The sequence below is a fragment of the Enterococcus sp. C57 genome (assembly GCF_040887305.1).
Taxonomy (GTDB): domain Bacteria; phylum Bacillota; class Bacilli; order Lactobacillales; family Enterococcaceae; genus Enterococcus_B; species Enterococcus_B hirae.
Genome location: NZ_JBFOFP010000014.1, coordinates 14,399 through 27,499 on the forward strand (window position 1 = coordinate 14,399; position 13,101 = coordinate 27,499).

Here is a 13,101-nt window from a genome sequence, read left to right on the forward strand (position 1 = left end):
TTTTAGAAATTAAATTAATTATTAAAAACCTAGGAACTGAGCTTTTAATTATTTATAATTTTTTTAGTTATTTAAAATAGGAGGAAGTATTTTGAAAAAAATAATCTATATTATTATAGGAGTCATTACGGTAATCTTTATTTGTATTGGGTCAATGACTATCGCTAAAAATGATGAAAAGAAAGAAACAACAGAAATTACAACAACAGAAAAGAAATCTGCTCAAGAAGTAAAATCAGTATATGATAAATTAACAATAGGAACAGGTTTGGAGAATGTAAATAAAATATTAGGTTCTCCGTTATACACGGAATCTTCTACAGATCATTCGGGAAATTCTGAAACCATTTATACCTGGGGAAGTAATAAGACAGGAGAATTGGGTGCTAAGTTAACTGTTGGTACAGAAAACAACAATGTTGTCGAAAAATCAGTATCTGGATTATATGTTTCTTATGATAAAGAAAAAGTAGTTTCTTCTAAAGTATTTGGAGAAATTCAAATGAATAAGGATTTATCAAAGGAAAAAGCTATTAAAAAATTTGGTAACCCGAATGCTATTGCGGAATATAAAAATTCAAATGGTGAAAATATTCAAACATTGACGTGGGAAACAAATACTACTGGACCATTAGGATCTTATTTTGTTATCACATTTACGAATGATATTGCTACTTCTAAAAATGAAGTTGGATTAGTGTAAGCCAATTTCAAATAGCTAAGTTTAATAGAAAATTTAATTAAAACATTGAAAGTCTATTCTCGAAACAATTAATGAGTTGGTAGTAAAAACAATGGTTCGAGCAACAGACTTTCAAAGGTAGATAAAGCTACATGAAGTAATAGCAAATTCCCGTTGTCTCTTTACCATATATCTATTTTACTCTTAGAAATTACATAATATCGAAATAAATTCCATTAGGAATGCATTATGTAATAAATTTTACATTTCAGAAATATCTTGATTAAAAAATATTAAATAAAAATTATTTTACGAGAGAGGTTATTATGATGAATTCTTTGTCCAAACAGTTTAAAAAGAAATATTTTAGATATTCATTGATACCACTGATCTTTTTCATTATAGGAATAATATTTTTTACGCTTTTTTCAATTGAAACAGTCAATTCTACGGATGTAAATAGTGGAGATGTTGGATTTGGTTATGCAGCTAGCGGAGTTATTTCGATAATTTTCTCTTTGATTATAAGTGTAGTTATAAGTATTCTTTCCTTTTTCAATAAAAAAGGAAGAAAAATATAATATTTAATCTATAGAATTAAATATAAAAATAAAGGTTAGTTTATTTTAAAATCAAATCAATCTTAAATTATAGATAATTAATTGTCTCAATTTTTAATCATAGCTTTCTTTGCATATTATCAAACCATATTTATTATATGTAGGAATCCGGTGTATTGAAACGTATGAGTTAAGCAACGAAATAAAGTAGTTTGAGAACGATCAAAAGTCAATTCTAAGTATTTAATTCAAACATAAAGAAAGATATTACACGGAACAACTTTGCCAAATTTATTGACCAATTTAAGATCTTCTTTCCAATCTACTTGAACAGATAAATCAGGAGTTGTTTCTACACGAATTGTTGCTTTTTGTATTTTATTTGCTTTGATATTCCGACAATGTCTTCTTAGAGTACGTGTACTTCCACGATGGCCACGTTTAGAAAATAGCAGAAGAAGAACAACCTAAAGCTAATTTATCGCTTATTCCAGTTTCATAATAACGTTTTACCGTACGGTAATCTCAATTATATTGTTTGTTAAAGCAGCATAATTAGGTTTTGTATGAGTCATAATGAAAGGTAACACTCCTTCATAAATATCTTTTCTCAATATACTTTCCTTCTTGAGTAAAATAACACAAGGAAAGTGTACCAAATGACGTATAAACCTACATTTTTATTTAGCCATTTACATATACAAATATATTCTATTTTTACAAAAAAGAACTATCATTACTTTAAAAATTGAATTAAGAAAAAAAAAAATTAAAATATATACTTGATTTTTTAGTGTTAATATTTCTTTGAATTTGAGAGACATGTGTCTAATTATCCAAATTCATAATTTATTTAAAAAGGAAGGAATGTATTATGAAAAAACAAGCTTTAGTAGCTGCATTAGGATTAATTGCTCCTGTAATAGTAGGAACTGGTAGTGTATTTGCAGATACTGCTACTACTAGCGTTACTGCCAATTTCACAGTTCCGACTATCAACAACGATAATCCACAACCAAATAACCCAGCTGGATCTTCTCCAGGTACATCTGATGACAATACTAACTTACCGTTAAATCCTACTGGTAACTTTGCTCTTGCATATGTACCAAATAACTTAAATTTTGGTGATATTGAACTAGGATCAAGTGGAGCTAAAAAGGTAGATATTTCTTTAAAACAGGGAGATACCCTTAATGTCGGTGTAAAAGACACAATGCATGATACAAATGGATGGAATTTAACTGCTAGCTTTTCTGGTGCTTTAGCATCAAATGGTGTTACAATTAGTACAACAGCATCTACTGCTAAATTAAATGACGGTGGGGTTTTAAAATCATTACCTGATGAAAATATGATTTCTGTAAATAGTAATTTTACAGTTAATTCAAGTGACAGTACAGTCATGACTGGGGTTCAAGGGCATAATTTTGCTGGCACTTATGATTTAGATCTAGGTACTGTTTCATTAAATATTCCGGATGTTTCTGCAATTAGTGCAGGTCAAACAAATGGATTAATTACTTGGAATCTAAGTCAAACTCCACAAAATCACGGATAACAGTATAAAAAAGAAAAAACAGGAAAAATATTCCTGTTTTTTCTTTTAAATATTTCATTAATAAAGGAGAATACTAGTGATCAAGTCAATTAATAAAAAAAAAATAACAGTGATTATATTTTTCGTGCTGGCTTGTATATTTACTGTCAAAAATATATATGCTGAAGAAAAGCAAAATAATGTTTTTGGTGGTTTTTCCGTTGAAGGTGTTCCTAATTCAAATCAAATAGATAAAAATTCAGGATATTTCTTTTTAAAAGAAAAACCTGGACAGCAAGATACAATCAAAATAAAGCTAATTAACAGTTCAAATCAAAATAAAACACTATGTATTAAAATAGTTGATGCTAATACTAATAGTAATGGTATAATCGATTATTCTGGAAAAATAGCAAATGATTCTACATTAAAAATACCTCTAACATCGATAGTCAAAAGTAAAGTAAAAGAGATAGAATTACCTAAAAATAGTACACAAGAAACAGAATTAAAAATTAATATGCCTAATAAACCTATAAATGGAGTAATATTAGGAGGAGTAGTCGTTTCAGAGAAAAAAGATAAAAAAAATCAAGATACCGGCATCGTAGGGAACGATTACTGTTATACCATCGGTATAGTCTTAACAAATGAAGATAAAGTTAATCTATTTAAAAATATTTCTGTAACTTTGAAAAACGTTATTGCTGATTTATCATCAGGAAAAAAAGTGGTTCAAGCAGATATTTTAAACCCTAATCCTTATATTTTCTCCAAAGCACAAGTAAAAGGTGCTGTATACTCAGAAGATGGAACAAAAAAAATAAAAGAAAATTCAATGGATAACGTATCAATTGCTCCATACTCGTGCTTACCTTTTCAAATAGATTGGGGTAAAGAAGATTTAAAACCAGGAAAATATTTATTTAAAGGAACTGTAAAAACTGCAGAAAATACCTGGAATTTTGAACGAAAATTTGACATTGCAGGAGATAAAGCAAAAGAAATTAATAAACAATCTGTATTTAAGGTTATCTTACCAAATTGGTTTAAATATAGTAGTGTTTTCTTAATAATTCTTATTATTTTGGGAACAATTTATATTTATCGACGAAAATATAATACTAAAAACAACAGGAGCGAAAAATAATGTATCTTTGGAGTATCTGTACCATCAGTATAAGTATCATATTTTTTATCATAAACATATATTTGTTGCTACAAGATTATAAATATATTATTACTAGTAAAATTAGTATGAGAAAACTTTCAATTAATGGATTATTAATTATTAGTACCTTAATTTTACTTGGTTTAGGTATATCTTCAATTTTTATTATCAATAATCAATTATAATTTTATAGAAATACAGGCTGTTGGTAATAAACAGTCTGTATTTTATATATACCATATAAAAAATATATGTTATTATTTATGTGTAAATAATTAAGTATTTAACAATTGTTAATTATTATATTTAAATATAATAAAATATAAAACACACTATTTATTTATCATACTATAATATTATACATTAAATACTTATTTTTTTACTGTATCTAAAAAAAAAATAAACATACCCATAAACATAATCTTTGATATCTTCGAATAAATACGGAGGTGCAGAAATGCTGAGATTAATTTATGAAAAATCTTCATTTTTCAAAGCAGAAATAATAAGATTGATTGTAGAAAACAACGGACAAGTAAATAAAAATTTATTAATTAAAGAACTATATTTATCAAGTGCTACAGTTAATAAATACTTGCAAGAACTACATAATGAATTACCTGATAAAGCTCTAATTATTTCTGATAGTTTAATAATATTTAATTACAAAAATTTCTCCCTTTATGATGTTCAAAAATTCTACTTTTCTCAAAGTGTGGTAAAAGACATTCTTCACTATTGTTTTTTTCAGCCAAAAATTACCTTTGAACAATTAGCTGGAAAGTTGTATATTAGCCATTCTAAATTATTTAATATATTAAAATTTATGGATAAAAATCTAGAAAATGTAGGCATATACATACAGAGAAGACCCTATGTTATTTTAGAAGGTAATTTAGAGGCAATTATGGTGCTTTATAATTTGTGTTTACAAATTGAAAAACAGCCATTTGAAAAATCATTTTCTAAAATTAATGTATTAGATCTACAAAATCGGGTAGTTACATTTTTAGATTACTATCATATGAAAGCGGAATATTTTGTTATAAGAGAATTATGTATTTGGATATTAACAGTACATGATCGTTTTTATTTACAAAAAGTGTGTAAAACACATAATACGATTTGTTACGATAACTTTATTAATACAGATAGCCCTTTATTAAATAAAATAAAAGAAACTTTTTCAATAATCAATCCAAGATCTTTTGACAAAGAAGGATGTTTTTTAATTCTAATATTTCTTATTTTCAATATGTCAAGTCTACATTTCGAAAATATGGAATCAGAAAAATATTTTTTCTCTCACGAATTGATAGAAGAATATCATTATCAATCCTTCATACTATCTGTATTAATGAAAGATCCATATAATGTTTCTCCAAGCTCCTTAGAAGTATTATCTATCAAAATTGAAGGCTGCATTCACTTCTCTAATTTAATATATCCATATTATTATTTTTCTAGAACTCTCTTAACACCAAAATTAAAAAGATCTGGCTACCTAAAAAAAATACAAGACAATTTAAAAGAAGATTTTAAAGATATGTTTATAAACAAAAACATAAATATAAATTGGGTATATGAATTACTTTCATATATGATTATTGCTTTTCAAAAAAGATATATAACAGATAACATTGTTAATGTAGGAGTATATTCCATCAGAGGTACAATTTTTGAAACACAATACTGTCAAGAGCTTAAGGAAGCTATAAACATAAGACCTTATTATGAATTAAATGAACAAGATATAGATATTTTGATTATTGATGATATTGAGCTTTTAAATACTGTACCAAATTATAAAACCTATATGATTGTTGGCGATGCAACTTACAATCGACAAAAACAAAGTTTATTGTTTTTTCAAAAATAACTATAAAAAATGTATGATATTTATTTTTAAATATAAAATTTTAAAATTTTTTCAACTTAGTTATATGGTAATTTTTATTGTAGTGAATTTAATTATCCTTATTTTTAATATCTCACTTATAAATATTAAATTTTTAGGAGGTAATAATATGAATATTGATTATATATCAGATCTGATAGAAAAATATAAATCCTCATCTGAATATATTAATACACTAATGTGTGATTCTGAAAAGGATTTAAAGCAATTTGGAGTTACTAAAGAATCCTTAATTGCTGAAAAATCTGTGTATAATGAGGTTATTCATGATCTTGAACACATTGTTCTAAGCTATTAAATAAAAAAACTCAGAATATAAAAATGTATTTTTGTATTCTGAGTTTTTTTATTTATAAAATGCGTATTTTTATGGTCAGAATCAATATAATAATACATATTTTAAAATAATTTTTTTATACAAAAAAAAAAAATTATTTAAAAAAAAATACAAGATAAAATAAAATTGATTTTAAATATTATAGAAGTTAATAGAAGGAGGCAATTTTAATGCGTAAAAAACGAATTATTCGTTGGATAGTCTCGCTGTTTATATCAATTAGTTGTGTTGGATTATCCTCTCCTATATTTGCAGATGATTATCAAACGACTACCGTTTCAGTAAATTTTATACGTAAAATTATGCCTGAATCATTACCAGGTAACCCAACTAATTCCGATGTAAACAAGAATAAATCTGATAAAAAAATTGAAATCGCTAAACAATTACCAAAGACAAATGATTCTCTGAATATACTCACTCCATTATTAGGGATAATGTTTATTAGTTTTTGTTTCTTTTATATTGTTTTATCAAAAAGGAGAAACCTCGATGAAAAATATACGTAAAAAAATATTAATAGTTTTTGTTTCAAGTTTTCTTATAAATTATAGTTGGATACCCAGTTTAACTGTTTCAGCAGAAGAAAAAATAAGTTCTACGGAAAAAATATCAAACGATACCAGTACTGGCTTAAGTTCTGATAATAATTTGGAAAGTTCATTGAATAATAGTAATTCAATAATTGATCAAGAAGAAACAAGTAATTCTAGTTCTTCTGACATAAATACTACTGAAAGCACACAAGAACCTGCTACAAAGGAAAATAATAAAGATAAAAGTATTGAGGAACGAAGTGTATCGCCTAAAAAATATGTTGCACCTACGATAGTAAATGGACAAGAGTGGACTGCTGAAATGGGAAACAAATGGCTAGAAAATTGGAACTACAATACTAATGAGAATAAAAAATTCATATGTTTAAACTATTATACAGGAAATGAAACTAGTATTACTATACCAGGAAGGTTAAGTACTGCAAAAGGTAATTATCAGATTCTCATTAGAGATATGAATCAAGAGAGTAGTAATTACTTTTTAAGAAATAATAAATACAAAGAAATAACTAGTATCTTATTTGCAGCTGGTACTTATGGAAATACTACATCACAAGTAGGAATATTAAGTAGTACATCTGGTGCTTCTTTACATGCCGCATTTAAAGAAGCTACAAATTTACAGCAGGCTAATTTACAAGGATTAAATCTAGACTCTGGTACTAATCAAGCTGTAATAACAGATATGTCCAATGTATTTCAAAACTGTACCAATTTACAAAATATGTATCTACCCACTTCTTCACATGTAACTAACATGGCTCATGCATTTGATGGTTGTTCTCAATTAGGACTTAGTCTGGTACTTGGCAATAACTTTAGTACTAGTAACGTTACTGATATGCAATATCTATTTAATGGATGTAGTAGTTTAAATAGTACAAATGTTGGTAGTTTCAATTTTGATGCATCTAATGTAATAAATATGAGTCATATGTTTGCTGGTTGTACTAATATAGATGATAAATTTCTAAATAATATAAATTTAAGAAATACAAATAACGTTCAAAATATGGATTTTATGTTTGAAGGATGTACTGGATTATCTTCGCCAACATTTACTTTTCCGACAAACAATGTTGAACACATGAGTTATATGTTCAAAGATTGTTCTAACTTAACTAATCTGAATATTGCAGAATTTGATACTGCTAAAGTATCTGATATGACAGGAATGTTTTATGGTTGTCCTACGCTAAGCTTTATTGATTTCTCAAATGCTACAGTAACTAATAATACAGATACTTATCTTATGTTCATGCAACATAGTAATGAGCAATATACTCCTTTATTGGTTATTATAGATGGAAGTAAAGCTCAGCCGTTACTTACTTATGATTATACGTCCAACTTTAGAAAGCTAGTAAATTCACCATCTTTAAACGCTAATGGAGGAACCTTTTCAAATGGTGATTCAAATTTATACTATATTAAAAAATGTGCTGTAGACAAAAGTGATTCTATATTAAATGTGTCTAATTTCAAACAGTGGGTAACAGAAAATACTCCAACAAAACAAGGCACAGGTTTTCTAGATTGGACGATTTCTGGAACAAATCCTGACCAAGCAAGTAGTGTCTTAGATCTATTAAATACAGAATACACTGCACAATGGATGGATGATCCAAATACTTCTAGTGATAATAAAAAAATTCCATCATCTGCTGCATTATCTATGATTTATATACCTTCTTCATTTAATACAGGAGAAGTAGCTTTAAAAAACTCTGGAGAACAATCTATTCCTTTAACAAAAAATGGTACATTTAATATAGGAATACGAGATCAAGAAGACTCAACTACATCATGGAAGTTGAATGCAAAACTTACTTGGAATTCTGAAGGATCCATAGATAACGCCTACTTACAAACTACAGGTACCTCTAATGTTAAACAGAATATAAATAATGGAGTAAATGCTTATAATCCATCAACAGACTTACAAGAATGCAGTGACGTCACAGGCACAAATAATGCTAAGATCACAACTGTAGATAGTACATTAATGAGTAATGTACCAAATAAACACTTAAATGGGGTTTATGACTATAATTTAGGGGATATCTCTTTGATATTACCAAATGTCGAAAATATAGAGGTAGGAAACTACTCTGCTACAGTAACATGGAATTTAGTAACTGCCCCTTAAATGCAAACATAGAAATATATCCTTATTAAATGGATGTATTTCTATGTTTATTATTATTCTGTAATAATCATCCATACTAATTGAATAATTGATTTTACTAATTTTTTCTATAAATACTGGCTCTTTGTCAACATCATTTGACAAAGAGCCTAAAAAAGGGCTATGTTTACGCATATCCCCTTGTAGAACCGCTAAAAAGAGGCTCTATACTTTTTGATGTTGGTGAAATTCACCAACATCTTTTTTATGATGTAAAAACATAGAAAAGACACCCTGAAATCCTTTAGAATTAATTTGACGAACCAATTCATAGGAGGATTCAAGATGTCTTATACTCAGCTTATCAAAGATACTCTAAATATTCTAGACCTAAATATCTATTTCGAGGAAAATTGTTTAACCAAAGAAAGATATAAAGGACAAATTTGCCTGATTTACAAAGGTACTCTTCAATACACGCCCGAAGAGTGTCTACATTGTCTTTGTGTCATCCCCTCTAAGATCATTCGTTGGGGGACGACAACCGTCCGGTTGTTACTTAATGACGTGTCTGAATATCGGACCTATCTGGAATTGAAGAAACAACGATTCAAATGTAAGACTTGCCAACGCACCTTCGTAGCGGATCCCTCTGTCGCTGAGAAACACTGTTTTATTAGTCAAAAAGTTCGTTGGTCTGTCGTTACTCGCTTAAAAGAGAATACTTCGATGACGGAAATCGCACGTCAGAAAAATATTTCCACTTCTTCGGTTTATCGTGTCATGAAGAGATTTTACCGCCCATTGAACCCTTTCAAACAGACTTTACCAAAGGTCTTATGCTTTGATGAATTCAAATCGGTTCGAGGTGTCGCAAGTGCCATGAGTTTTATTATGATGGACGGACAAGGGCACGAACTACTAGACATTCTTGAAAATCGACGATTGCCTTATTTAGAACGCTATTTTTCTCGGTTTTCCTTAGCGACTCGAAAAACCGTTGAATTCATTGTTGTTGATAGGTATGCACCTTATGTTTCATTGGTTAAAAAGCTTTTCCCAAATGCTCAGTTGATTATTGATCGTTTCCATATTGTCCAACATATAGGAAGAACTTTTTTAAACCACCGAGTGAAGGTTGCGAACATTTAAAAAGTTTCTGCCACAGATCCAAAATGCCCTCCGCTACAGTTATTCAAACGGACCACTAGAATGTTTAAACAACCATATTAAAGTATTAAAACGCAATGCTTATGGGTTTCGAAATTTTTATAATTTCAAACGACGGATCATGATTCGACACGGTAAAACTATTTTAACCAAATAAAAAGAACAGAAAGAAGTTTTTCTTCTTTCTGCCCAAATTATTCTAAGATTTCTCTTTACCAACATCATTTGACAAAGAGCCTAAAAAGACGATGGCTGTATTAAATAGTTTGAATGACCATCTAACTGCTTGCCAAAGTGAAGTTAGATGGTTTATTTTTTATTGTCATTTTTGATAGCTAAAACTAACATTGCAAATGCAATCATTAGCTGTAGCGCCTCAAACGCTGAAATTAAGGCTCTCCTTTCCCTAGACTTGATACTTATACACATAAGCACCACCTCCTAGAAGGGATTGTCAACATCTTTTCACTTTTCTACCGTTCAATTATAGCATGTTAAACTACTTCAAAACTATCCTAACATTGTGATTCGTTAACGAACATCAACAGATATTTACGAGCATTATAGATATTCTCGAATGTTGTACGACTCATCCAATAAAATCTATTGATTGGATCAGATACATGTACTTGGTTACTTCCTTTATTTCTTTTGAAGAATTGCAAACACTAAAGTTACTACACAATGGGTACAAGTTAAATTATTCGGACTTAAATAACATATTACAAAAAATAAGAAACTTTTCTTCGTAAAGAAAAGCTTATTAATGTATCTTTATTCTATAAAACTCGAACTTATGAACATTCTTGTTAAACACTTTATGTATATCCTGTAGGACTCTAACCTACGAACGAACGGTTATGAGCCGTATGCTCTAATCAAATGAGCTAAGGGTACAGGTTATTGCCACCATGAACAATATAAAGAGATAGCATCAGTTTTTTGTGGCAACAACCCTGTTATCGTATAATTTGAAGTGTGCTTAATTACGAAATTGATTGCTAATTTTTATTTACATACGATAACATCATTATTTTATCAAACATTTTTTACAATTGTCAATATAATCATGTGCTTCTTCTCAACGATGTGCATCCCAAAAGTTAGACTAGAAATCTAATTAAAAATGGGCACAGGAAAACAACATAGGAAAATAATTTTCGAAGAATTTTCTAGCTTCAAGAGAAGCGCTAATCCCCATCGTGTTTCGAAGTAGTTGCTAATGATAGGTAAAAGTATTTTTATTAAAAAGGTATAACTTATACTTTTTTTCGTTACTATTATTACTATAATATCAGTATTTTAATTTAAAGTATAAAAAAATATTGATTAAAATCTTAGTATAACTTATACTTTAAATATAGAATATATTGAAAGAGGGTAAACAAATGGCAGCAACTACTTATACAGTTGGAAATTTTAAAGGAGGCGTTGGAAAAACTAAAATTGTTACAATGTTAGCTTTTGATAATGCTGTAATTAATAAGAAAAAGACATTAGTAATTGATATTGATCCACAGGCAAATGCTTCTCAAATTTTAGCTCGGACTGTAAATATGAAACATATTGAAAAAACTATCGTAAATGGAATTAATGAAAATGATCTATCTGTTTGTATTACTCCTATTATGGAAAATTTAGATTTAATCGCATGTGACACAAGTTTTAGATCGTTTTCAAATTATGTAATTACAAATTATGAAGATGAAAAGGATCAAATTATGGTGTTGGAAAAGCTTTTAGTACCGATTAAGGATAAATACGATGCTATTTTTATTGATGTTCCCCCTACTATTAGTGCTTATTCAGATAATGCTATGGCAGCTTCAGATTATAGCATTATTGCTTTTCAGACACAGGAAGAATCTTTAGATGGTATAGGAAAATATGTTGGATATCAAAAATTTATGATAAATAAGTATAATATTGATCTTGAAGTTATTTCTATAATCGCATGTATGCTTGAACCAAATAATGATTTAGATAAGAATGTTTTGTCTGATGCAATAAATTTATATGGATCTGCTGTGTCTCAAAATATAGTTAATTTTCAAACAAGACTAAAGCGCTATTCAAGAGAAGGGATATCATTAAAAAAGTACAGAAATGGAAATTACGATCAATGGGATTATCGAGCACATGAAACTTTTATTAAAATATTAGCAGAATTAGAAATTCGTAGAAAAATTTTTGAAGAATAACTATAGGGATGTGAGTAAAATATGAGTGAAAGAAAAACTTTTGATATTGATATAGATTTTGATACAGAGTATTCTGGATTATTGCAACCTGGAAATAAGAAGAAAAAATCAGTTTCAATAAATCGCGAAAATGATTTTGAACAAACACTTTTTAACAAAAAGATAAAGTCATTTCCTAATACAAGCAAAAAAAGAGGCCGTCCTGTAGAAATTACTGATGACAGATATAAAGTTACAAAGCCAAAAAAAATATCTCCAGCACTAGAGTCAAAATTAAATGTAATGCAAGATTATGTAGAAGAACTACAATCAGTAAAAGGAAGAATCACATTTGAAAAATTAATAGATACATTGGCAGAAGCTTATATTACTCAAAAACTTGGTGTTTCTAAGGAAGAACATTTGCGTTTTGAAATCAAAAAAGCTTTTGAAAAACTATAATTTTTTTGATTACCAAAAAAATTAAAGTATAACTTATACCTTGTTTTTATAATTAGAAGAATAAGTTATACTTTAATGAAATTAATTTATATATTGATATTAAGCCTTTTTTTATTAGATATAAAAAGAATAAGTTATACTTTAATGATATAAAAGGAATAACTTATTCTGTATTTATTTACTTATAACTTATACCTTTAGAAAAGTCGTACTTGAACAACAATTACAATTTTGTTATATTCAAATAAATTAAGCATACAAAAAAGAGACGGAAATAATTGATTTTGATCGAATCAATTATTTCTGAATCACATGAAACAGACTCATGTGTTCGCGCTCGTCTCAATAAATAAATTAAGCGGTCTGATAAACCACTTATTTGTTTTACAAATGTGT

The 13,101-nt window shown here is 28.1% G+C and carries 10 protein-coding genes, 1 tRNA gene and 1 pseudogene; 10 read left to right on the forward strand and 2 right to left on the reverse strand.

Annotated elements, in window-relative coordinates; translation table 11 throughout:
* Window positions 1–91 precede the first annotated feature (91 nt).
* From AB5M32_RS13320 to AB5M32_RS13355, 8 genes and pseudogenes are all read left to right on the forward strand, one after another.
* The gene (locus AB5M32_RS13320; protein ID WP_128436420.1) at window positions 92–703 is read left to right on the forward strand and encodes a DUF3862 domain-containing protein; all 612 of its coding nucleotides are present in this window, start codon (window positions 92–94) and stop codon (window positions 701–703) included.
* 1,413 nt (window positions 704–2,116) lie between these two features.
* Window positions 2,117–2,803: a WxL domain-containing protein gene (locus AB5M32_RS13325; protein WP_368024516.1), complete on the forward strand. Its 687-nt coding sequence runs from the start codon at window positions 2,117–2,119 to the stop codon at window positions 2,801–2,803.
* 76 nt (window positions 2,804–2,879) lie between these two features.
* A complete protein-coding gene (locus AB5M32_RS13330) occupies window positions 2,880–3,932 on the forward strand; it encodes a DUF916 and DUF3324 domain-containing protein (protein ID WP_368024517.1) in 1,053 nt (350 codons plus the stop codon).
* A gap of 478 nt (window positions 3,933–4,410) precedes the next feature.
* A complete protein-coding gene (locus tag AB5M32_RS13335) occupies window positions 4,411–5,832 on the forward strand; it encodes a helix-turn-helix domain-containing protein (RefSeq protein ID WP_368024518.1) in 1,422 nt (473 codons plus the stop codon).
* A 148-nt stretch (window positions 5,833–5,980) separates the two neighbouring features.
* The gene (locus tag AB5M32_RS13340; protein ID WP_161645551.1) at window positions 5,981–6,169 is read left to right on the forward strand and encodes a hypothetical protein; all 189 of its coding nucleotides are present in this window, start codon (window positions 5,981–5,983) and stop codon (window positions 6,167–6,169) included.
* 209 nt (window positions 6,170–6,378) lie between these two features.
* Window positions 6,379–6,717, forward strand: a complete 339-nt coding sequence (locus tag AB5M32_RS13345; protein WP_128436446.1) for an LPXTG cell wall anchor domain-containing protein — start codon at window positions 6,379–6,381, stop codon at window positions 6,715–6,717.
* Complete coding sequence (locus tag AB5M32_RS13350; RefSeq protein WP_368024519.1) at window positions 6,701–8,914, forward strand: BspA family leucine-rich repeat surface protein; 2,214 nt, start codon at window positions 6,701–6,703, stop codon at window positions 8,912–8,914. The genes AB5M32_RS13345 and AB5M32_RS13350 overlap by 17 nt, the downstream gene beginning before the upstream one ends.
* Before the next feature lie 324 nt (window positions 8,915–9,238).
* Window positions 9,239–10,220 (forward strand): annotated as a pseudogene (locus AB5M32_RS13355) (ISL3 family transposase).
* Window positions 10,221–10,372: 152 nt separating this feature from the next.
* Here AB5M32_RS13355 and AB5M32_RS13360 read toward each other — a convergent pair.
* Window positions 10,373–10,492, reverse strand: a complete 120-nt coding sequence (locus tag AB5M32_RS13360; protein WP_368024520.1) for a putative holin-like toxin — start codon at window positions 10,490–10,492, stop codon at window positions 10,373–10,375.
* Window positions 10,493–10,886: 394 nt separating this feature from the next.
* Window positions 10,887–10,960: transfer RNA gene (locus tag AB5M32_RS13365), tRNA-Met, on the reverse strand.
* Between the two features lie 491 nt (window positions 10,961–11,451).
* On the opposite strand from AB5M32_RS13365, the gene AB5M32_RS13370 reads away from it, so the two are divergent.
* Together AB5M32_RS13370 and AB5M32_RS13375 are read left to right on the forward strand one after the other, a co-directional pair.
* The gene (locus AB5M32_RS13370) at window positions 11,452–12,264 is read left to right on the forward strand and encodes a ParA family protein (protein WP_368024521.1); all 813 of its coding nucleotides are present in this window, start codon (window positions 11,452–11,454) and stop codon (window positions 12,262–12,264) included.
* A gap of 21 nt (window positions 12,265–12,285) precedes the next feature.
* Window positions 12,286–12,705: a hypothetical protein gene (locus tag AB5M32_RS13375; protein ID WP_081115495.1), complete on the forward strand. Its 420-nt coding sequence runs from the start codon at window positions 12,286–12,288 to the stop codon at window positions 12,703–12,705.
* The last annotated feature ends 396 nt before the right edge of the window (window positions 12,706–13,101 follow it).

What these genes read in the sequence shown, in the direction of transcription:
- AB5M32_RS13325 (WP_368024516.1), top strand. Translation starts at nt 2,117, where the DNA reads ATGAAAAAACAAGCTTTAGTAGCTGCATTAGGATTAATTGCTCCTGTA.
- AB5M32_RS13335 (WP_368024518.1), top strand. Translation starts at nt 4,411, where the DNA reads ATGCTGAGATTAATTTATGAAAAATCTTCATTTTTCAAAGCAGAAATA.
- AB5M32_RS13340 (WP_161645551.1), top strand. Translation starts at nt 5,981, where the DNA reads ATGAATATTGATTATATATCAGATCTGATAGAAAAATATAAATCCTCA.
- AB5M32_RS13345 (WP_128436446.1), top strand. Translation starts at nt 6,379, where the DNA reads ATGCGTAAAAAACGAATTATTCGTTGGATAGTCTCGCTGTTTATATCA.
- AB5M32_RS13350 (WP_368024519.1), top strand. Translation starts at nt 6,701, where the DNA reads ATGAAAAATATACGTAAAAAAATATTAATAGTTTTTGTTTCAAGTTTT.
- AB5M32_RS13360 (WP_368024520.1), bottom strand. Translation starts at nt 10,492, where the DNA reads ATGTGTATAAGTATCAAGTCTAGGGAAAGGAGAGCCTTAATTTCAGCG.
- AB5M32_RS13370 (WP_368024521.1), top strand. Translation starts at nt 11,452, where the DNA reads ATGGCAGCAACTACTTATACAGTTGGAAATTTTAAAGGAGGCGTTGGA.
- AB5M32_RS13375 (WP_081115495.1), top strand. Translation starts at nt 12,286, where the DNA reads ATGAGTGAAAGAAAAACTTTTGATATTGATATAGATTTTGATACAGAG.